Source organism: Burkholderia sola (assembly GCF_905400185.1).
In the GTDB taxonomy this organism is placed as follows: domain Bacteria; phylum Pseudomonadota; class Gammaproteobacteria; order Burkholderiales; family Burkholderiaceae; genus Burkholderia; species Burkholderia sola.
The window spans coordinates 123,115-144,156 of the sequence record NZ_FR989677.1; the positions used below are offsets into that span (position 1 = coordinate 123,115).

General features: G+C 61.4%; 23 protein-coding genes. 13 read left to right on the forward strand and 10 right to left on the reverse strand.

Annotation, left to right across the window (positions count from 1 at the left end; translation table 11 throughout):
* Positions 1-303 precede the first annotated feature (303 nt).
* The 3 genes from KR541_RS30570 to KR541_RS30580 are packed head-to-tail and all read left to right on the forward strand — an operon-like array spanning position 304 to position 1,378.
* The gene (locus tag KR541_RS30570) at positions 304-501 is read left to right on the forward strand and encodes a hypothetical protein (protein ID WP_012337290.1); all 198 of its coding nucleotides are present in this window, start codon (positions 304-306) and stop codon (positions 499-501) included.
* Complete coding sequence (locus KR541_RS30575) at positions 498-812, forward strand: hypothetical protein (RefSeq protein WP_050017711.1); 315 nt, start codon at positions 498-500, stop codon at positions 810-812. Before KR541_RS30570 ends, KR541_RS30575 begins: the two co-directional genes overlap by 4 nt.
* 11 nt (positions 813-823) lie before the next feature.
* Positions 824-1,378, forward strand: coding sequence for a nuclear transport factor 2 family protein (locus tag KR541_RS30580; protein WP_050017710.1), 555 nt, complete (start codon positions 824-826; stop codon positions 1,376-1,378).
* Between the two features lie 75 nt (positions 1,379-1,453).
* Here the strand turns inward: KR541_RS30580 and folE are convergent, their stop codons facing one another.
* Entirely contained in the window at positions 1,454-2,089 is a 636-nt protein-coding gene (gene folE / locus KR541_RS30585) for a GTP cyclohydrolase I FolE (protein WP_012337293.1), read from the reverse strand.
* Positions 2,090-2,273: 184 nt separating this feature from the next.
* On the opposite strand from folE, the gene KR541_RS30590 reads away from it, so the two are divergent.
* Positions 2,274-3,251: an NAD(P)H-dependent flavin oxidoreductase gene (locus KR541_RS30590; RefSeq protein ID WP_012337294.1), complete on the forward strand. Its 978-nt coding sequence runs from the start codon at positions 2,274-2,276 to the stop codon at positions 3,249-3,251.
* Positions 3,252-3,338: 87 nt separating this feature from the next.
* Here the strand turns inward: KR541_RS30590 and KR541_RS30595 are convergent, their stop codons facing one another.
* The gene (locus tag KR541_RS30595) at positions 3,339-3,551 is read right to left on the reverse strand and encodes a hypothetical protein (RefSeq protein WP_012337295.1); all 213 of its coding nucleotides are present in this window, start codon (positions 3,549-3,551) and stop codon (positions 3,339-3,341) included.
* 38 nt (positions 3,552-3,589) lie between these two features.
* Positions 3,590-4,771 carry a beta-ketothiolase BktB gene (bktB, locus tag KR541_RS30600; RefSeq protein ID WP_050017708.1) on the reverse strand — a complete coding sequence of 394 codons (1,182 nt, stop codon included), beginning with the start codon at positions 4,769-4,771 and terminating at the stop codon, positions 3,590-3,592.
* Between the two features lie 354 nt (positions 4,772-5,125).
* Here bktB and KR541_RS30605 point away from each other — a divergent pair, with 354 nt between their 5' ends.
* The 7 genes from KR541_RS30605 (at position 5,126) to KR541_RS30635 (ending at position 12,996) form a co-directional block, all read left to right on the forward strand.
* Positions 5,126-7,057 carry an AMP-binding protein gene (locus KR541_RS30605; protein WP_080334390.1) on the forward strand — a complete coding sequence of 644 codons (1,932 nt, stop codon included), beginning with the start codon at positions 5,126-5,128 and terminating at the stop codon, positions 7,055-7,057.
* 5 nt (positions 7,058-7,062) lie between these two features.
* Positions 7,063-8,274 (forward strand): acyl-CoA dehydrogenase family protein, encoded by a 1,212-nt coding sequence (locus KR541_RS30610; protein WP_012337298.1) that lies wholly within the window; start codon positions 7,063-7,065, stop codon positions 8,272-8,274.
* Positions 8,275-8,352: 78 nt separating this feature from the next.
* Positions 8,353-9,513: an acyl-CoA dehydrogenase family protein gene (locus KR541_RS30615; RefSeq protein ID WP_050017705.1), complete on the forward strand. Its 1,161-nt coding sequence runs from the start codon at positions 8,353-8,355 to the stop codon at positions 9,511-9,513.
* A 20-nt stretch (positions 9,514-9,533) separates the two neighbouring features.
* A complete protein-coding gene (locus KR541_RS30620; protein WP_012337300.1) occupies positions 9,534-10,271 on the forward strand; it encodes an enoyl-CoA hydratase in 738 nt (245 codons plus the stop codon).
* 81 nt (positions 10,272-10,352) lie between these two features.
* Positions 10,353-11,147, forward strand: coding sequence for an enoyl-CoA hydratase/isomerase family protein (locus KR541_RS30625; protein WP_050017704.1), 795 nt, complete (start codon positions 10,353-10,355; stop codon positions 11,145-11,147).
* A 55-nt stretch (positions 11,148-11,202) separates the two neighbouring features.
* Positions 11,203-11,982: an SDR family NAD(P)-dependent oxidoreductase gene (locus KR541_RS30630; RefSeq protein ID WP_012337302.1), complete on the forward strand. Its 780-nt coding sequence runs from the start codon at positions 11,203-11,205 to the stop codon at positions 11,980-11,982.
* 21 nt (positions 11,983-12,003) lie between these two features.
* Positions 12,004-12,996, forward strand: a complete 993-nt coding sequence (locus KR541_RS30635) for an NAD(P)H-dependent flavin oxidoreductase (protein ID WP_050017703.1) — start codon at positions 12,004-12,006, stop codon at positions 12,994-12,996.
* Between the two features lie 86 nt (positions 12,997-13,082).
* Here KR541_RS30635 and KR541_RS30640 read toward each other — a convergent pair whose 3' ends face one another.
* The gene (locus KR541_RS30640; RefSeq protein ID WP_050017702.1) at positions 13,083-13,535 is read right to left on the reverse strand and encodes a helix-turn-helix transcriptional regulator; all 453 of its coding nucleotides are present in this window, start codon (positions 13,533-13,535) and stop codon (positions 13,083-13,085) included.
* Between the two features lie 44 nt (positions 13,536-13,579).
* Between KR541_RS30640 and KR541_RS30645 the strand changes: the two genes are divergently transcribed.
* Positions 13,580-14,679, forward strand: a protein-coding gene (locus tag KR541_RS30645; protein WP_150123351.1) for an IS3 family transposase whose coding sequence is annotated in 2 segments (ribosomal slippage) — positions 13,580-13,832 and positions 13,832-14,679 — 1,101 coding nt in all. Because the reading frame shifts where the segments join, the coding sequence is not laid out codon by codon here.
* 24 nt (positions 14,680-14,703) lie between these two features.
* Here the strand turns inward: KR541_RS30645 and KR541_RS30650 are convergent.
* From KR541_RS30650 to KR541_RS30675, 6 genes are all read right to left on the reverse strand, one after another.
* On the reverse strand, positions 14,704-15,423 hold the full coding sequence (locus tag KR541_RS30650; protein ID WP_050016515.1) for a hypothetical protein: 720 nt from the start codon (positions 15,421-15,423) through the stop codon (positions 14,704-14,706).
* 300 nt (positions 15,424-15,723) lie between these two features.
* Positions 15,724-16,500, reverse strand: a complete 777-nt coding sequence (locus tag KR541_RS30655) for an enoyl-CoA hydratase-related protein (protein ID WP_012337305.1) — start codon at positions 16,498-16,500, stop codon at positions 15,724-15,726.
* A gap of 43 nt (positions 16,501-16,543) precedes the next feature.
* Positions 16,544-17,308 carry a glucose 1-dehydrogenase gene (locus tag KR541_RS30660; protein ID WP_012337306.1) on the reverse strand — a complete coding sequence of 255 codons (765 nt, stop codon included), beginning with the start codon at positions 17,306-17,308 and terminating at the stop codon, positions 16,544-16,546.
* Positions 17,309-17,346: 38 nt separating this feature from the next.
* Positions 17,347-18,600, reverse strand: a complete 1,254-nt coding sequence (locus KR541_RS30665) for a CaiB/BaiF CoA transferase family protein (protein WP_012337307.1) — start codon at positions 18,598-18,600, stop codon at positions 17,347-17,349.
* Positions 18,601-18,602: 2 nt separating this feature from the next.
* Positions 18,603-19,079, reverse strand: coding sequence for a MaoC family dehydratase (locus KR541_RS30670; protein ID WP_012337308.1), 477 nt, complete (start codon positions 19,077-19,079; stop codon positions 18,603-18,605).
* Positions 19,080-19,110: 31 nt separating this feature from the next.
* Positions 19,111-20,292 (reverse strand): acyl-CoA dehydrogenase family protein, encoded by a 1,182-nt coding sequence (locus KR541_RS30675; RefSeq protein ID WP_012337309.1) that lies wholly within the window; start codon positions 20,290-20,292, stop codon positions 19,111-19,113.
* Positions 20,293-20,669: 377 nt separating this feature from the next.
* On the opposite strand from KR541_RS30675, the gene KR541_RS30680 reads away from it, so the two are divergent.
* Entirely contained in the window at positions 20,670-21,035 is a 366-nt protein-coding gene (locus tag KR541_RS30680; RefSeq protein ID WP_012337310.1) for a Zn-ribbon domain-containing OB-fold protein, read from the forward strand.
* Positions 21,036-21,042: the final 7 nt, after the last annotated feature.

Consider the following 21,042-nt stretch of genomic DNA (forward strand, 5'->3'; position numbering starts at 1 on the left):
CCCTACCTGAGGGCAACGCAGCAGTACATCTCGACGGTGGATCGTTCCGATATCCGCGGGTTGAACATCGCATTACAACTGTTCGCCGAAGGCGCACGACGCTACCTGGTGCCGCAATAGCCGCAGGCGATGCCCCGTGGCCGATGCTGACATGCGAGCCTTTGACTGCAGGCGAGTCTAGTGAAAACACCGAGGCAGTTAATTGAACGAGTTGTTGCATAACGGTTTGGTGTCACCTACGATGTCCACATAGAGGCGCTGTACAAAAAGCCCGAAGAACTTGAGTCTGATCGGAGACATGCGATGTACCTTCTCGACAGCGATTTGCGTGGTCCTATCGCGGACTACACGTTCCACTATCGTCGTCAGTTTGCCGGCAAGAATGCTCCCCCGTTGGACAATCCGGATCGCGCGAAGCAATCGGACCGGGGAACGTGTGAGCCGGGCGCGATAGTGCCCCGCATCTTCGGCAAGACGCGCAGGGAGGGACAGGCACGATGAGAACGCTACCTCGCGAGAGCAACCGGGAAGCGCGCAGGGTATGGCTGCCGCTCGTGCTTCTGTCGATCCTGGCCGGTGCAGTCTGGATGCTACAGCGCGATCTGCAGATGGAAGAGCTGGGCCGTTCCGCGCTATTCGACATCGTAATGACGATTGCCGTGCTCGGTGTGACGGGATTCGCGGGCATCGCTGGATGTGCGATCGCGAATCGCGTGCGGGGCCGCGAAAACGACTCGTCGACAGGCGAGGGTTATTGCTTCGTCGGTGCGGTGATCGGCACCGTGGTGTTTTTTGTCGCCATGATCTACTAACGATAGAAGCCATGAACGATGAGTTGAGAGCACGTGTGGAAGCGCTGTTGGACAAACAGGCCATACTTGAATGTGTGCACCGGTATTGCCGCGGGATCGATCGCATGGATCGTGAGTTGACGCTGTCGGCCTACCACCCCGACGCAGTCGACGACCACGGTGCATTCGTTGGCAATCCAGAGGAATTCGTCGACTGGGCCTTTGCTTACCATAGTGAGCATCAGCTATCGCACCACCACATGGTATTCAATCACTGTATCGAGTTGAGGGGCGAAGAGGCATACGGGGAAACGTACTGGCTGTTCTTCGGGGAGAACCGCGTCAAGCCGGACACAATTGCGGTGGGGCGCTATATCGACCGCTTCGAAAAGCGTAATGGTGTCTGGGCGATTGCCGATCGCGTTTGCGTTTCGGAGGCGATCAATGAACTTACACCAGCTGAAGTGCCTGCTGCCTGGCGCGAAGTTCTGATGAGCAATGCAGTCAGTTCACGAAATGGTGAAGACGTCTCTTACGCGTGGCCTCTCACGACGCGCCAGCCTAGCGAAGTCCAGGGATTCGCATAAGTGTCATAAGGCGCTTGCGGAAAATCGATCGGGAAGGTCTGAAAGCCAGTGTCGGCGAGGAGCCGACACTGGCTTTCAGCTATTCGGCAACGGCATGATCGTGCTGTGGCCCACGATCGACAGAAATTCGCGGCGCGTGGCGGGATCGTCACGAAACGCACCCAGCATTCGGCTGGTCACCAGCGACGCGCCGGGCTTATGCACGCCCCGTGTGCTCATGCACTGATGCGCGGCTTCGAGAATGACGGCGACCCCCTTTGGCTTCAGCACGGTGTTCAACGCATCGGCGATTTGAACGGTCATCTTCTCCTGAATCTGCAGGCGCTTTGCATAGACATCGACGAGGCGCGCGAGTTTGGAGATGCCCACCACATGGTGATCCGGCAGGTAGGCGACATGTGCGCGCCCGATGATCGGCACCATATGGTGCTCGCAATAGCTTTCGAAGCGGATGTCCTTCAGCACGACCATTTCGTCGTAGCCGTCCACTTCGGAAAACGTCGTCGCGAGAATCTGAATCGGGTCGGTTTCGTAGCCTGCGAAGAATTCGCGATACGCGCGCGCGACGCGCGCCGGTGTTTGAACGAGACCTTCTCTTCCGGGGTCGTCACCCGCCCATCGAATGAGTGTTCGAACTGCTTCTTCCGCCTCATCCAGAGTCGGGCGGGCCGGCGCTTGGGCAGCGTCGATCTCGGTGTCACGTTTGTTCATAAACTCTCCTGATCCTCCATGCATCGCGCAATCCGTCGCGTCACACATATGTGTCGCGCTCTTGTTGGGCAACGTGAATGAAGTGTATATAATTGCACGTAGTTCGTAAATGTAAACGGGCGGCGCGTGCTCGACAAGCGACGTGCTGGAAAGGCAGGTTGCCCTTACCTCGGAGGATCATGACGTGAAGACGCGGATTACAGAGCTGCTCGGGATTCGATATCCCATCGTTCAGGGAGGCATGATGTGGGTCGGCCGCGCGGAACTCGCCGCTGCCGTCTCCAACGCCGGGGCGCTGGGCACCATTACCGCACTGACGCAACCTACGCCCGAGGCACTGCGCAACGAGATTGGCCGTGTTCGATCGATGACGGATCAGCCTTTCGCCGTGAACCTCACCATACTGCCGACGATCAAACCGGTTCCGTACGATGAATACGTGCACGCGATCGTGGAGAACGGCGTGAAGATCGTCGAGACGGCGGGGCGCAATCCCAAGGCGTACATGCCCGCGTTCAAGGCAGCGGGAATCAAGGTGATCCACAAATGCACTTCCGTGCGTCATGCGCTGAAAGCGGAGGCGCTGGGATGTGACGCAGTGAGCGTGGACGGCTTCGAATGTGCCGGCCATCCCGGCGAAGACGACGTCCCCAACCTCATTCTGTTGCCGGCTGCAGCCGCGAAACTGCGTATTCCGATGATTGCATCGGGCGGCATTGCCGACGCACGCGGCATGGTCGCGGCACTCGCGCTCGGCGCGGATGGGATCAACATGGGCACGCGATTCATGGCCACGCAGGAGGCGCCGATTCATGAGAACGTCAAGCGCAGACTGGTCGAGAACGACGAACGCAACACCGCATTGATTTTCCGCACGCTGAAGAACACCTCGCGCATTTTCAGGAATTCGGTCGCGGAGAAAGTGCTCGAACTCGAGCACAAGGAAGGTGCGACGTTCGCGGATCTCAAACCGCTCGTGAGCGGCGAGCGCGGCAAACGCATGTACGAGACCGGGGATACGGAAGACGGCACGTTCCCGGCCGGTCTCGCGATCGGGCTCATCGACGATATTCCCACCTGCGAGCAACTCGTGAGCCGGATGGTCGCCGAGGCGCGCGCGCTCATTCACGGTCGCCTGGCCGCGTTCGCGGAAGAACGCTGAGCGTCGTCGGCGTGTTTGGAATACGCCTGCATGTACGCGGAGATCCGACACGCGCTTGCAGGCGGCTTGTATTGAACGGCCGTGAACTCAGTCGAAATGGCGACGGTGCTGATCGCCTGGCCGCTCGACGTGAGGGGGCAGCGGCCGGGCCACGTCATGATGCGTCTGCGGCAGCGCATGCATCGGCGAAACCCGTTGCTTTGCCGGCAAGGACGATGGAGTCAGTGCGAAACTCACGTGCGTCGAACGTCGTGCCGGCAGCACTTCAATGGCGAAGCCGTCCTTCGTGCTGCGCGTCATGCAGCACGAAGGACGCTTCCCGCAGCTCGCGCGCGGTGTCAAATGCGTTCGAAGATCGCAGCGATGCCCTGACCCCCGCCGATGCACATCGTCACGAGCGCATAGCGGCCACCGCAACGGTGCAATTCGTGAATCGCTTTCACGGCAATGACGGCGCCGGTTGCGCCTATCGGATGGCCGAGCGAGATACCCGACCCGTTCGGATTGACCTTGGCGCTGTCGAATTCCAGTTCCTTCGCAACGGCGCAAGCCTGTGCTGCGAAGGCTTCGTTCGCTTCGATGACGTCGAGATCGGCCACCGTCAGGCCAGCGCGCTGCAACGCCTTGCGAGTCGCAGGCACCGGGCCAATGCCCATGTACTGGGGATCGACGCCCGCATGTGCCCAGGAAACGAGTCGCGCAAGCGGGCGAAGACCCCGTTGTTCGGCGGTGCGACGCGCCATCAGCAGCACTGCCGCGGCGCCATCGTTGAGGCCGGACGCGTTACCGGCTGTCACCGTGCCGTCCTTCTCGAATGCCGGGTGCAATTTGGCGAGATCCGCGACGCTCGTGCCGGGCCGCACGTGCTCGTCGGTATCGAAAACGCTCTCGCCCTTTTTCGTTCGGAGCGCCACGGGCACGATTTGCTCGCGGAAGTGGCCATCATGGATGGCTCGGGCGGCGCGCCGGTGCGACTCGACGGCGAGCTGATCCTGATCGTCCCGCGAAACACCATACTTTTTCGCGACGTTCTCGGCAGTCACACCCATATGGCAAGCGCTGAACGGGTCGGTCAGCGCACCGACCATCATATCGATCAGACGGATATCGCCCATGCGCGAGCCCCAACGCGCGCTAGTCGCAACGTACGCTGCCCGCGTCATGCTCTCGGCACCTGCGCCGATGGCAATTTCAGTATCGCCGAGCGCGATAGCCTGTGCGGCGGAAATAATGGCCTGGAGGCCAGAGCCGCACAGCCTGTTGAGTGTCAACGCCGGAGCGTCCGCGCTGACGCCGCCCTCGAGCGCGGCGACGCGCGCCAGGTACATGTCGCGCGGATCGGTATGGATCACATTGCCGAATACCACGTGACCAACATCCGCGCCGGGCAGACTTGTGCGATCGAGCAACGCGCGCACGACGGTCGCGCCTAGCTGCGTGGGAGGAATACTCGCGAGCGCACCGCCGAAATCCCCTATGGCGGTACGAACGGCCGCGGTGACGACAACCTCGTCAGACATGATGGCTCCTTGATTCGGCGATCGACAATGATCAGTGTATGATGTTTAGAAATATGAATACCGTTCATAAAGTAGCGTATTTTTGGTCTGGTGTCCACGTGATTGTGCGGTGCGCAATGGGGTGACCGTGTCACGTATTTCGTTGGACATGCGCGCCGGAACCCGTGGTCGGCATCAGGCAATCTCGGTGGGTGAAAACGGATGGACGCGAGTTCGATTTCGCGCTATGTTTGTTCAAAATTACGATTGACGTTCAATTATTGGCGATTCGTGGCCCGCAGGATTTCCGTCGGATGGAAGCGGATTCGAGCGCTTGCGGGACGTGGCTTGCCAGATGACAACAGGACGATCTAGATGGATGCAGGTAAGGCTTCGCACGATGCCCTGATGGATGTACCGCTTCGCCCGATACGCCTTGGCAGCATGGATGCCAACGTCGAGCGAAGGCCCGATGGGAGCGTGGTGTATGAACTGAAGGAGGCGCTCGAGCCCTATCCGCTCCGCTTGACCGAGCGGCTCGAACATTGGGCGCGCGTTACACCAGAGTGCGCGTTGCTTGCACGGCGCACGCCGGACGGCAAGTCATGGGAGTCCCTCACCTATAAGCAGGCGCTCGACGGTGCACGCGCACTGGGGCAGGCGCTGCTCGATCGAGGTTTGTCTCCGTCTCGTCCGTTGATGATTCTTTCGGATAGAAGTTTCGAGCACGCGCTCTTCGCGCTCGCCGCGTTACACGTCGGGGTTCCTTATATTCCGGTGACGCCTGCGTATTCGCTTTTATCGCAGGACTTTGCGAAGCTCAAGCAACTCGCGACCGTGTGCACGCCTGGCCTCGTCTTCGCGGATGACGGCGCTCTGTATGGGCGCGCATTGCGCGAGGTGTTCGGCGACGTTGAATGTGTCGTCGCCGGTCCGTTGCCGGAGGGACGAGCTGGTTCGCGCGTCGCGGAATGGCTGACGACACCAGTTACGGCCGAAGTCGAAAAGGCGTTCGAGGAAGTCGGCCCGGATACCGTCGGCAAGATCATGTTCACGTCGGGAACGACGGGCACGCCGAAGGGCGTCATTTACCCGCAGCGGATGTTGTGCAGCAATCGACAGCAGGTCGCGCAAGTGTTCGCATTCCTTCAGGACGGGCCGCCGGATCTCGTTGATTGGCTTCCATGGCACCACACCTTCGGCGGGACGCACAACTTCGGCATGGTGCTGTACGGTGGGGGGACTTACTACCTCGACCCTGGCAAGCCGACGCCGGAGGAAATTGGCCCGACGGTGCAGGCATTGCGGGAGATCGCGCCGGTGGTCTACCTCAACACGCCGCAGGGGTTGGCCGCACTCATTCCGCATCTTCAAGCCGACAAGGCCCTGCGCGAAAAATTCTTCAGCAAGCTCGCGCTGATCTACTACGGCGGCGCAAGTCTGCCGGAGTACATCTGGGCCGAGCTCGACGAACTCGCCGTGCGCACGATAGGCCAGCGCGTGCTCATCATGTCGGGCATTGGCAGCACGGAGGCGGGCCCCACGCCGTTGTCGGCAGCCTGGGATCCGCGGCGCGAGGCGATTGCGGGATTGCCTGTGCCGGGTGTGAAGGTGAAGGTGGCGCCGGTCGGAGCCAAGCTGGAAATCCGCTTCCTTGGCGACTGCGTTACGCCGGGGTATTGGAAAGATCCCGAGCGCACCGCTGCGGCGTTCGACGAGGAGGGCTATTTCCGTTCCGGCGACGCCGCAACGTTCATCGACCCCGACCGCCTCGAACTCGGCCTGCGCTTCGACGGCCGCATTGCCGAGAATTTCAAACTGTCCACGGGCACATGGGTCAACGTTGCCGAGTTGCGTCTGCATGCGCTGAAAATTTTCGCACCGTACGCGCGCGACGTCGTTATTGCGGGGCACGACCGTGACTACGTGACCGCACTCGTATTCCCCGACGTGGAAGCGTGCCGCGGGCTTTGCGACGACCTTCACGATCCGGCGCCTGGTGCCGATCAGATCGTCAACAGTCGCGGCGTGCTGGCCCACTTCCAGACGTGCGTCGACATGCTTGCGTCGCGTGCTGGGGGCAGTTCCGCCCGAATCGCACGCATCGTGCTCGAGAGCGAGCAGCCCACGCTCGACAACGGTGAACTGAGCGCGAAAAGTGCGATCAGCCAACGCAATGTGCTCGAGCGGCGTCGTGGCGTCGTGGAAGAGCTATATCGCATGCCGCCGACGCCACGTACGCTCGTCGGCAACGTAGCGGCAGCCGACGCAAATCGAGTTCAACGTACCGAAAACGCTGGAAGCTAAACACTATGGATTTTCGCGTAGACCCTGCGGACATTGCGTTCCGTGAAGAAGTCCGGGCATTCCTCAAAGATCACCTGCCGGCTGACATGGCATTCCGTGGGCAGCAGGGCTTTCTCGCAGGCGACGACGATTCTCAGCGCTGGACCCGTATTCTGCATGAAACACGCGGTTGGTCGGTGCCGCATTGGCCCGTTGCCGACGGCGGCACGGGCTGGACCGCGATGCAGCGCTACATCTTCGAGGAAGAATGTTATCTGGCCGGTGCTCCCACGCAGAATCAGGCGGGTGTATCGCTCGTCGGCCCGGTGATTTGCGAGTTCGGCAACGAAGAGCAGAAGCGGCGATTTCTTCCGCCTATTCAGCGCGGCGAGGTGTTCTGGGTACAGGGTTTTTCGGAGCCGGGCTCGGGTTCCGATCTCGCGTCGCTGCGTACGACGGCGGTTCGCGATGGAGACCACTACATCGTCAACGGACAAAAGATCTGGACGAGCCTCGGCGCCTATGGCCAATGGAACTTCGTACTGGTGCGCACGGATAGCGAAGCGAAGCCACAAAAGGGCATATCGTTCCTGCTGCTCGACATGGCATCGCCGGGCGTTACGGTGCGGCCCATCGGGTCGCTCGACGGCTGCCATCACCTGGCCGAAGTGTTCTACGACAACGTGCGCGTGCCTGCTGAAAACCTGATCGGCGAAGTGAACAAGGGCTGGGGATATACGAAGTTCCTGCTGTTCAACGAGCGCGCGTTCCTCGGCGCCGAAGCGCCGGCGCTCAAGCGCTATCTGCGCAAGATCCGGCACTACGCGTCGCGTGAGCGCATGGCGGGCAAGCCATTGATCGAGGATCCGACGTTTGCGATGCGCCTCGCGCAGCATGAACTCGAGGTTCGCGCAATCGATATGGCAGTGCAGAAGATTCTGCATCAGGGGATAGACGAGCGCAGCGGTGGCATGGCAATCGGCTCCATGCTGAAGGTGCGAGGCTCGGAGCTTCATCAGAAGCTCACGGAGATGCTGCTGGAAGTGATTGGTGACTACGGTGCCGTGTTCTATCCGGATCCGAATGAAGACCATGCACTGCGCGACATGTCGTTTATCGGACCCGACTATGCGCCCGGCCTCGCTGCCGAGGTTTTCTATCGGCGCGCTTGCACGATCTATGGCGGGACGGCCGAAATTCAGCGCAACATCATCGCGAAGGCGATGTTCGACCTGTGACGCCGCGTCGAGTCACGACTATCCGTCGATCCCCATTGCGGGCGATCGTATCAATTGCCGGTACAAAGAGGGTGCAGCATGGACTTTGAGTTGAGCGACGAACAGCGGATGTTGCAAGAAAGCGCGCAACGCTTCGTGCAAAAGAGCTATACGTTCGAATATCGCCGTCATCTGGCTACGCAAGGCGGCGGCTTTTCGCGCAAGACGTGGCACACGCTCGCGGAAATGGGCTGGTTTGGCATCGCGGTGCCGGAGGAGATGGGCGGGCTCGGTTTCTCGCCGGTGGAAAGCGCCATCGTGGCCGAGCAGATCGGGCGCGCACTGGTGTTGGAACCCTACGTGATGTGCGGTGTGCTTCCGGCGTCGATCGTGATGCGATGTGGCCGCGAAGGGCAGCGCGAAACGATTCTCGGTGAGATCGCCTCCGGAGAGGCCGTCTACGCGGTCGCGCATAGCGAACGTGACGCGCGCGGCCAGCTGCATTACGTAACGGCCACGGCGAACCAGACGTCAGACGGCGCCTGGCGTCTCGACGGTTACAAGACGCTCGTGGTCGGCGCGCCGGTCGCCGATCGCCTGCTCGTCGTCGCTCGCACCGGGGGGGCGGTCAGTGACACGGGCGGCATCGGCGTGTTTCTCGTCGATCCAGAACAATCCGGCGTGACGCTCAAGACGTATGAGCTGCTCGATGGCACACCGTCGGCCGACCTGCTGCTCGAAGGCGTGATGGTCGCGCAGTCCGATGTCGTCGGCGACGCTGGTCGTGCATTCGAAGGATTGCAGGGCGCGGTTGACGAAGCGATCGTCGCGCTCTGCGCCGAGCTCGTGGGCGATATGGAAGACGCCATCGAACTCGCTTCCGAATACCTGAAGACGCGCAAGCAGTTCGGCGTTGCAATCGGCACCTTCCAGGCACTGCAACACCGGATGGCCGACATGGCGATCGAGGCAATGCAGGCGCGAGCAACCCTGCATCGTGCATTGGCCGCGCTCAGCGAGGACAGTGAAAAGCGAAGCGTTGAAATTTCGGGCTGCAAGGCGCAGACCACTCGCAGCGCGAAGTTCGTCACGCAGCAAGGCATCCAACTGCACGGCGGCTACGGCATCACCAACGAATACAAGGTGGGCCATCATTATCGCCGCCACCTCGTGCTCGACACGTTGTTCGGCAACATGGACTATCACCTGAATCGCTATGCCCGGCAGATCCAGCGCGAGGCCTTGGCTGCAGCTGCGTGAACCCCTATCGAGGCACTGACATGGACGCAAAGCGAGCCGATTTGCTGGACCTGACGCAAGAGGGCGTGGTTCTCACGCTGACACTGAATCGGCCCGACGCCCGCAACGCGTTGAACCTTGCGTTGACTGAAGCGCTCGTCGACGCAATCCACCGGTTCGAAGCCGACGAAAGCCTGCGTGTGCTCATCGTCACGGGCGCCGATCCGGCCTTTTGCGCGGGACTCGATCTGAATGACTTCTCCGCCCCCGATGCGCCGCGTGCGCGAGTCGCGGAAATGATCGATATGTGGGCGCGCATTAGCAAGCCCGTCATCGCGGCTGTGAACGGCGCCGCCGTCACCGGCGGGCTCGAGCTTGCGATGGGGTGCGATTTCATCATCGCGTCGGAGCGCGCACGCTTTGCCGACACGCACACGAAAATTGGCGCACTTGCCGGTGGTGGAATGACTGCGCGGTTGCCGCATATCGTGGGCTCAAGGTGGGCCAAGCAGTTCAGCTTCACGAGCGAGCCGATCGACGCGGCCACGGCATTGCGCATCGGCCTCGTCAACGAGGTGCTTGCGCACGATCAGTTGATGGAGCGTGCCGCGGCGGTAGCGAATACGATTGCGAGCCGCGATCCCGATCTCGTCGCAACAGTCAAGCGCGTGATCGATCAGGGTGCACTGGCAACGCTCGAAGAAGCATTGCGTATCGAGAAAGAGGCTTTGGCGGAACGAAGGCAACGCGGCGGCATGGCGTGGCAGGTGCAGAAGTAGCCGACCTTCCAGACAAACCGCATAACGCGGGCGCAGGCTCGCCCGCTCATCCAGCGACTTCGCCCCAAGTTGGCTACCAACATGACAAATCTCTACGGCCTTCCAGACGATATTCAGGTGAAAGCCGACGGCGGCTTGCGCATCATCACGCTCAACCGGCCGGCCGATCTGAACGCATCGACATCGGAGATGCTTTTCAGCTATCCGAAGCTATTCGCCGCGCTCGCTGAAGATGCCGATGCACGCGTGGCCATTTTCACCGGCGCGGGGCGGGCATTCAGCGCGGGCGGAGACATGAACCACTTCGTCAAGACGCTCGACGACGCTGATTTTGCCCGGCGCGTTCAAGAGAACGCGCGCCAGACCATACACGGTTTCATCGACGTACCGATCCCGATCATCGCGGCAGTCAACGGCCCCGCGGTGGGTTGGGGCGCGACGATGGCTACGCTGTGCGACATCGTGCTGATGTCCGAGAAGGCGTTTCTGGCCGAGCCGCATATCAACATCGGTCTCGTCGTCGGCGATGGAATTTCCGTGGCGTGGCCGCTCTACACGAGCCTTCTGCGGGCGAAGGAGCTGATCTTCACCGGCGATCGCATCACTGCGCACCAGGCGGTTGAATACGGCCTCGCCAATCGCGTCGTGGAGCCCGGAAAGCTGATGGACGAGGCGTTGGCGCTGGCCGAAAAACTGCTCAAACAACCGCGTCAAGCGCTGCGCGAAACCAAGAAGCTGATGAATCTTCACCTTCATCGCAGCGCGGCGCAGATGCTCGATACGACGCTTGCGCGGCAACTTGCTGCGACGCTCAGCAACGAGCATCACGAGATCGCATCGGCTTTCATCGCCCAGCAGAAACGCAACAAGGACTGATTCTGCCCGGCGATCCTTTTTCATCGGCACACCGCCAATTTTGTGTGGAGTACACATGCGCTCTTCGCTTTTCGACTTGACTGACAAGGTCGCCATCGTCACCGGATCGAGTCGTGGCATCGGGTACGCCAGCGCGCTCGGCATGGCCGAGCATGGTGCGAAAGTCGTTATTTCGGGCCGCAATGGCGACGTCTGCGAAACTGCCGCGCAAGCGATCAACGAAAGGATCGGCAGCCGCGCGGCCATGCCGTTTGCCTGCAACATCGGGCGGAAGGCAGAGCTGCAAAATCTCGTGGATGCAGCGAACGGCGAGTGGGGCAGAGTCGATATCGTGATGGCCAATGCAGCAATTCATCCGTGGGTCGGGTCCGTCCTCGACCTGCAGGACGAGACGTTCAACAAGTTCATGCAGGTCAACGTGCAGAGCAATATCTGGCTCGCTCAGATGACCATGCCCGGCATGATCGAGCGCGGCTATGGCCGCTTCATTTCTGTAGCCTCGGTGGTCGGCCTGTTCGGCGACCCCGTGACGGGAACGTATGGGCTCACCAAGGCCGCGGACATGCAACTGGTGCGAAATCTCGCGACTGAATTCGCCGCGAAGGGCATCACGGCCAACTGCATCGCGCCCGGAACCTTCAAGACCGAAATGGCGCGTTCGCAATGGGAGGATGACGCGATGGTCGAGTGGTACCGTGGCCGCAATCCTTCGCAACGCTTCGGCGAGGTTGAGGAGATCGCCGGGCTTGCCGTCCTGCTGGCTTCACCGTCGGGTGGCTATATCAACGGTCAGACGATCGCGGTGGACGGCGGCCACACGATCTCGTTTCGCTAACCTGAACCAGGAGTCGGCAACGTGCGCCCCCAGATGCTCAAGACGCGAATTACCGATCTGCTCGGCATTCGTCACCCCATTCTTTGCGGCGGTCTCGGGCCGCGGGTGTCAGACGCCCGATATGTTGCCGCCGTCGTCAACGCGGGCGGAATGGGGTTCATTGTCGGTGCCGGCTTTCCCGATGCTGACGAATTTCGCGACGAGTTGCGCACCTGTCGAGAACTCAGCGGCGCGAAGCGATTTGGCGTCAATCTCTACATATCGCGGCAAGCGGGCGGCATGGAGCGTGTCAAGCAACAGATCCGCATTCTGATCGAAGAGGGCGTCGTTTGCGTCGAGACGGCCGGCGCGAGCCCGGAAGCGATCGTACCGCTACTGAAGGAAGCGGGCGTCAAGGTTCTGCACAAGGTGCCCGCCGTGCGCTACGCGCATACGGCGATGCGCATGGGTGTCGACGGTGTGATCGTCGTCGGTAACGAATGCGGCGGCCATCCCGGCATCTATCAGATCGGCAGCATCGTTCAGGCCGCGCAGGCGCCGCGGGAAATTGACTTGCCCGTGGTGATAGGCGGCGGCATCGGTACCGGGCGGCAACTCGCGGGTGTTCTGGCGATGGGGGGCGATGCTGTCATCATGGGCACGCGCATGCTGGTTGCCGAGGAGCTGTGGACTCATCCGGATGTCAAGGCGAAGGTCGTTGAGGGCGACGGCAGCGAGAGCGTCGTGGTCAAGTCGGCGATTCGTGATCACCACCGCGTGCTGCGCAACGAGAGCGCCGAGGCGGTTCTGGAACTCGATCGCGCGCAGGTGACCGAGTTTGAGCGCTTCCGTCCCCACGTGATGGGCGCGCTTGCACACGAGGCGTACGTGACCGGCGACACCCGCAAGGGCATGATCGACTACGGCCATGCGGCGGTCTTTGCCGATGCGGTCAGGAGCGTCGAGGCAATCTTCGACGAGATGATCGACGACGCGGTGGCATCTGCGAATCGGCTCAACAAGCTCATGACATAGACGGCGTCATGGCGAAGATCGAGCGCCGCGGAATCGGGATCATTGGACAGTCCCTGATTTCATCGCCGTGAGCGCGACCCCTACCATTAGGCCGCGAGGGTTGCGACGCTGGTGAGGATAAGACGGACGAGATCCGCCTGTCGTCGGGCGCCTGTCTTGGCGAAGATCTGCTTGGAGTAGGTCCGGACGGTTTGCTCGGTCAGGCCAAGGGCCTGGGCGGCCTCGACCAGCGTACGTCCATGGCAAAGCTGCACGGCCAACTCCGCCTCCGTGCGCGAAAGCCCGAGCAGGGCCATCAGCTGGCGTTCGGGCGCCGTCCGTTCCATACGCGAGTCGCTGATGTGAACGGCGAGCGCAGGCGCGCTGTTGCTGATGCAACGTAATGGCCCGTCGACGCTGCGTACCAGCAACCCCAAATGCGGATGCCGCGGAAGCCGCATCGCGCGGCAGAACGTGCGGGCCCCGGCAGCCAGGCCCGACTGGATCAGTGCCTCGAACTCCTTGTTGGCCTCGTGACCTGAGACGTTTCTTGTAGCCATCCGGCAAGTGAGTTCTCTTTTATCCTAGGGACAAGGAGGACTCGATGAAGAAGCGATTTACCGACGAGCAGATCATCCGCATCTTGCGCGAGGCCGAGAGCCGGGATGAGCCGGTGAAGGATCTATGCAAGCGCCACAACATTTCGGAACAGACGTTCTATCGTTGGCGCAACAAGTTCGGCGGGATGGACGTGGCTGACGCTCGTCGGCTCAAGGAGCTGGAATCGGAGAACGATCGGCTTAAGCGCCTGATCGCTGAGCAGATGCTGGTAATCGATGGCCTGAAGGAGTTCAGCCGAAAAAAATGATCACCCCGACGGGCCGGCGCGAAGCGCTGGAAGTCCTGACTCGGCGGGGGCTCTCGCAACGCAAGGCATGTCGCTACCTGGGACTGAGCCGCCGAGTGGCGACCTATACGCTCAAGCAACCGGAGAAGGATCGGAGTTTGGGCGAGAGGCTGATGGCGGCCGCGCAAGAGGTGCCGCGCTTCGGCTATCGCCGGATGTCGGCCTGGCTGGCGTTGAGCGAATCGCGCGTGCGGCGAATGTGGCGAGCCCTTCAGCTCAACATTGCGCGCCGACGTCCGCGCCGACGTCGTTGCGGCGACGACATACGCCTGCCAGGCGCCACACAGCCCAATTCGGTTTGGAGCTATGACTTTGTGCACGATCAACTGGTGGATGGCCGGGCCTTGAAGATGCTATGCGTGATCGATGAATATACCCGCGAGTGTCTGGCGATCGAGGTTGGCGCCAGCCTGCGGTCGCAGGACGTGATCTTGACGCTATCGCGACTCATGCGGCTGTACGGCAAGCCCGCGTTTGTTCGGTCGGACAACGGCGCCGAATTTACCGCTGCCAAGGTCATGCGTTGGCTGCGAGACGCTGCAATCGGTCCGGCCTTCATTGCGCCTGGCAGTCCATGGCAAAACGGATTCGTCGAAAGCTTCAACGGCAAACTGCGAGACGAATTGCTAAACCGCGAATGGATCCGCAGCCGCGCCGAGGCCAAGGTGCTCATCGAGCGCTGGCGGCAGTTCTATAACGAGCGCCGGCCCCACAGCGCTCATCGCTACCAACCTCCGGCCACGGTCCGTCGAGCCTGGCTGGATTCCGATAATATCGACGCGAGACTCACTGCGTGACTGGCTACAAAATTCCGCCGCAGGTCACTCGCCCGAGGCAATTTGCAGCTGCTCACCGCGGATGGTGAGAACCGGATTTTCCGCCATGACGCGGGTGGCAACGTCATCGACATCGATCACCTTGGTGAGGCGGTCGAGGATGATGGTACCGATCGCAAAGTGGTTGACGGCATCCCGGTAGACGCTGCGCTCGATCTCCTTTCTCGTCAGCGTCGCGAACAGTTTGAGGGCGCTGGTCAAATGCGGAGCGATTGCGCGAATCAGTGCGCTTTCTTCATCGGCGAACGGCGGCGCGGGCTCCTTGCGAGCCACGCTCAACCATGCACGCATTCCGCCCGGCTCGGCCACGTACAGGATGATCATGCGGTCCATACCGGCGGGCTGCAGAAATTCTCGATAGAACCGGTCACCCGCTGCGCCAGCGCTGGCCAGCAGATCCTCGAGCAGATAGTGCTCACCGGGCTGCATCGCGAGGTAGGGAAGTGGGTCGAGCTTTGCGTAGGCATCCTGATAGCGCCGCCCGTGAGGCGAGCAATCCCAGTCGGCGTCCTCGATACCGATGATTTCCGCCGGCGCGGGCGCCACACCGTGGAAGGCCAGATTTGCATAGCCGCATTGCAGGCGCCGTCTGATCTCGCGCAGAAATATGCGCCATGGTTCGGGTTCCAGCGGGCCTTCATATATCAGGCGCAGCAATGCGTCGTAGTCTGCGCTCGGCTGCGCAGGATCGTGGATCGGGTCCATAGCTTTCCTTCGAGCGCGTACACATTGCCTCCCATATGGGAATGTCAACCGCGCGCCGGTTAGGCCAATATCGGAAGCATCAACACGGGTATCAATAACAGAAAGACGGCACGTGCACCGATCAGTTGCCGCGCAACCAGGACCGGATGGACATTCGGACCGCCGGCGGCGCGGAATAGGGCGCGCCGCGGTCTCCCCGCGTGATCTGCCCGTGCGTCGGGATCGCTGCACGAGCACAAGGTTTGAAATGCGTTGGGATGGCGACGGGTTACCCACCTGTCGCCATGTTGTTGCCTTATCTTATTTCACGTACTTGCGGAACTCCGGCTTGCGCTTTTCGCGGAACGCATTGCCGCCTTCCTTCGACTCGTCCGTGTCGTAATACATCGCGAGCGCCTGCATCGCGAACGCGCCGATGCCGCGAATATTCTCGGTGTCGATATTGAACGAGCGTTTTGCCAGCGCAATGGCGGTGGGGCTCATCTGCAGAATCTCGTCGCACCACTTCTTCGTTTCCGCATCGAGTTGCTCGGGCGGCACGGCCGCATTGATGAGGCCCCAGTCGAGCGCTTCCTTGGCACTGTATTTCCGGCACAGATACCAGATTTCGCGCGCGCGCTTCTCGCCGATGATGCGTGCGAGGTACGCGGTGCCGAAACCCGGATCGACCGAGCCGACCTTCGGGCCGACCTGACCGAAGATCGCGGTTTCCGACGCAATGGCGAGGTCGCAGATCGTCACGAGGACGTTGCCGCCGCCGATCGCGTAGCCATTGACACGTGCGATGACCGGCTTCGGAATGTCGCGGATGATGCTTTGCAGTTCCTCGATCGGCAGACCCACGGTGCCGCGCCCGTTGTAGCCGTCGCCGGACTGGTCACCACCCGTGCAGAACGCCTTTTCGCCCGCACCCGTGAGCACCACGACGCCGATATCCTTGTTCCATCCGGCGAGACCGAAGGCCTTGATGAGTTCTTCGCAGGTATTGGCGTTGAATGCGTTGTAGACGCTGGGGCGATTGATGGTGATCGTCGCGACACCATCCGCCTCCTTGTAGATAATGTCCTTGAATTCCATGTCGTATTCCGATGTGGGTTGTTGAAGAGGTCCGACGCGGTGATTAGCCGGCCATCGTCAGACCGCCGGAGACGCTGATGACTTGGCCGCTGATGAAAGCGGCGTCGTCGCTTGCGAGGAAGGCCACCGCGCCGGGGATGTCGCCAGGCTCGCCCATCCGGCCGAACGGTACGGCCTTGACGAGCGCGGCCTTGATGCGCTCGCCTTTCTCGCCTTGCGCGAGATTGTCGAGCAGCGGGGTGGCGGTGGGGCCGGGGCAGACGACGTTGACGGGAATCTGCTGGCGGGCCATCTCGCGCGCCATCGTCTTCGTGAATGCGATCAGGCCGCCTTTGCAGAACGAGTACACCGCTTCCATCGAAGAGCCCACGCGCCCGGCATCCGACGAAATGTTGACGACGCGGCCACGACCGCGTTCGGCCATGCGCCGCAGCACGGCATGGTGCATGTTCAGCGGACCGTACAGATTGATCGCAACGACTTTGTCCCAGAACGGTTTCTCGGTTTGCAGGAAGAAAGCCCCCATGTCCCAGCCGGCGTTGTTGACGAGAACGTCGATCGGACCAAGTTCCTCCTCGACTTTTGCTACTGCGGCATGCACGCCTTCGTGATCCGTGATGTCGACGCGGTACGCACGCGCCTTGCCCCCTGCCGCCTCGATTTCCGCCGCGACACGCGCAGCGCCTTCTTCGTTCAGGTCGAACAGCGCGACCGTCGAGCCTTCCTCGCCGAATCGTTTGCTGATCGCGGTTCCGATCCCGCCCGCGGCGCCGGTGACGACGACGACCTTCTCCTTGAGCCCCTTCATTGATTCCCTCCGTGATGTGCGACGCGCATGCGCGCCAGTTAGTCTTTGCTCAACGCTTCGGTGGCGGTTTCGCTTTTTCCCGTGGCACGGGCAACGAGTGCGCTGGCTTCGCTTGCGCTATAGCCGGCCTCGATGAGCACTTCGATGCTGTGCTCGCCGAGATTCGGCGGCAGATAGCGAACGTTGCCGGGCGACTCGGAGAAGTGCACCGGGATCGACGTCATGACCATTTCACCCTCGGTCGGGTGGTCGACACGCTGAAAGAAGCCGGTCTCCTTGAGGTATGCATCGTGCATCAGGTCTTTGAGGTCGCGTACGGGGCCGTGCGGCACGTCCGCCGATGCGAAAATTGCATTCCATTCCGCCGTGGTCTTGTTGCGGATGGCATCGCCGACGATGCGGTACAGCTCGTTGATGTTGCGCATGCGCTCGGTCATGTGGCAGAAGCGCGGATCGTCGAGCAGGTGCGCCGCATCGATCGCGCATAGCACGCGGCGCCACTGATCGTTGTTTACCGCGAGCAAGCAGATGTGGCCGTCTTTCGTCGCATAGGGCCTGCGATACGGCGAAAACATGCGGGGATAGCCAAGACCCGTACCATCATTGGAGCCGAGCGCGCCTTCCCAAAGATGCTCGAAGAGATTGAACTGCAGCATCGTCTCGAACATCGGCACGTGGACGAGTTGACCGACGCCGGTGCGCTCACGATGGAAAAGCGCCATGCTGATCGACGACGCCAGCACGTAACCGCAGAACTTGTCGACGATCACCGTAGGGAAATAGCGCGGTGAGCCGTCGATGTCGCGGTTCATCGCGGCAATGCCGCTTTCGCCCTGGATCACGTCATCGAACGCGGGGCGATCCTTGTAGGGGCCATCGATGCGGTAACCCGCGCCCGACGCGTACACGATGCGTGGATTTCGCGCGCGCACGGCTTCGTAGCCGATGCCGAGGCGCTCGGCCGCGCTCGGTCGCATGCTGTGCACGATGACATCGGCCGTCTCGACAAGCTTGAGCAGCGCTTCGCGGCACTCGGCCTGCTTCAGGTTCAGCACGATACTGCGCTTGTTGCGGTTCATGATCGTGTAGAACACGGCCATGTCAGGGTTATGGCCGGGGCCGTTCTTGCGGTTCTGATCGCCGTCGGGCGGTTCGATCTTGATGACATCCGCGCCCATGTCGCCGAGCAATTGCGTGGCGACCGGACCGAGCACGTTGATGGTCAGGTCGATCACGCGAACACCGGCTAACGGGCCCGTGGCCCGTTCAAGGGGTTGTTGTGGATTTTCCATGCTCAGGCCTTGTACTCTTTTCCCTTCACGAGCCTGAGCGGCGTGTACACCATCACTTCTTCGCCGTCCTGCTTGATCACGCGGTTACGCGTGCGTACGAGGCCAAGTCCGGGGCGCCCTTTGCTGGGTCGGCATTCGATGACTTCGCATTCGACATGAATCGTATCGCCGACATAGGTTGGACCCTTGATATCCAGCTCCATGTTCAGGAACGCGAAGCCGACGCCCTGCATGGTGGCCTGTGTGAGCAGCCCTTCCATGAGCGTAAACACGAGCGCGCCCGGCGCGACGCGACCCTTGATGGCGGACTGCTCCTTCAGGAACTCGGTGTTGGTGAACAGCACTTCCAGCATGCCGGTCACGGAAACGAAGTTCACGACGTCCGTTTCGGTAACGGTCCGGCCCACCGTCTTGAATTTGCGTCCGACGGGCAGATCCTCCCAGTGGATACCCAAACCAACCGTTTCAATTTCTTCCATTGCCTGTTCCTCGGTGATTGTCGCTCGCTCGTCAGCCTGGCTGTCGCTCTTGGTTCTTCCTGATACGGCCCAGCACGTTGTCCGCGACGATATTGCGCTGGATCTGGTTGGTGCCTTCGATGATCTGCACCACTTTCGCGTCGCGGAAATAACGGTTGATCGGATACTCGTTGGAGATGCCTGCCGCGCCGAACAACTGCACGGCGTCGGTCGCGACTTTCATCGCGACATCGGATGCGAACATCTTCGCCATCGCAGCCATTGGAGCGAGTTCACGTCCGCTCACACCCGCGTCGACCAGTGACGCGGTGCGATAGACGAGCTGGCGCGCGGCTTCGGTCTGCGTCACCATGTCGGCGATCATCCAGCGCACGCCCTGGAAGTCGCTGATGGCCTGGCCAAACGCGACGCGGTCCTGAATGAATTTGACGGCGTGATCGATCGCACCCTGTGCGATGCCGACCGCACGTGCCGCGACAATGGGGCGGCTGGTGTTGAGTGCTTCCATCGCCACCTTGAATCCCTGGCTGCCTTCCGGCCCGAGACGATCATCCGCACGGATGAAGGCGTCGTCGAAATAGAGCGGGCACGACGGCACGCCTCGCGCGCCCATCTTGTCTTCTTCGTTGCCGATGGTGAGGCCCGGTGTGTGGCGATCGACGATGAAGAGATTGATGCCCAGCGGCTGACCTTGCTCATCGAGCGTCTTCGCGGCGACGAGAATGAAGTCGGCAATATGCGAATTCGTGCACCAGATCTTCGAACCGTTCAGTACATAGCCGCCGTTCTTGCGACGCGCCGTGGTGCGGATGCCGGAGACGTCGGAGCCGCTTTGGGCTTCGGTAATGGAGAGTGCGCCACGCAAGTCGCCGCAAGCGAGACCAGGCAAAAGGCGTGCCTTCTGCTCTTCCGTGCCGCCTTCGAGAATGGCGCCAAAGGGCGTCCATTGCACGACCAGCAAATAGCCGGTGTTGTAGCAAACCCTCCCGAATTCCTCGACGGCGATACAGGCGGACATCACGCTGCCGGCCCCGCCATAGGCTTCCGGAAAGGGCAACGTGAAGAGGCCGAGCTCCTTCAGCAGTGCGAATATGTCGTGCGGATATTCGGCGGTGCGATCGATCTCGTCGGCGCGCGGCGCCACGCGCTCTCTCGCGACGCGACGGATGAGATCACGGATCTGTACCTGGTCGTCTGTCAGTTCATATGTCACTTCGAGCTCTCTTGCTGGCGGTTTTCCGGGCCGGCCCCGGATTCGTCTGATGGCGCGGGCAACCGTCGCCCTCGCCGCCACACCCGAATCATCCGGCGCCTTCATAATATCGAACAATGTTCGGTAAAGTAAACGACGTGGTTGGCAGCCGTCAAGCGCTGAAACCGCTCGGCGCGGGTTTGTACGAGGTGTGTACGGAATTTCGCTGCGATGTAGTGTCAGCCTTATGGGGCGGGGCGCGGCATGCGTTTGTAGCCGTTGACAGGGCGCCCATGGTGCGTTTAGTATTTAGAACAGTGTTCGGGTATATGTTCAATTTGGTCTGGCGAGGCGGCTCGATTCGACGGAGCCCGGCAAAACGATTGGAGGAGCGGGGAATGGAGTCTCTTTGTCCTGAAGTCGACTATCAGAAATTTCTGGCCGAGGGCCGCTTGATGATTCAGCGCAGCCAGAGCAGCGGCCGCTATGTGTTCTATCCGCGCGTTGCCGAGCCGGTGACCGGCGCGCGGGATCTCGAGTGGGTCGAAGCCTGCGGAAAGGGCACGGTTTATTCCACCACGGTCGTGCGCCAGAAGCCGCCCACGCCGAGCTACAACGTCGCCGTGATCGACCTGGAAGAAGGTGTGCGCATGCTGAGTTGCGTGGAGGGCATCGAGCCGGAGGCGGTGTGCATCGGCATGCCCGTGCAGGCGAAGATCGTCTACCGGGGGGATGCGGCGCTGCTCGTGTTCGAACCGGCCTGACGCCCGC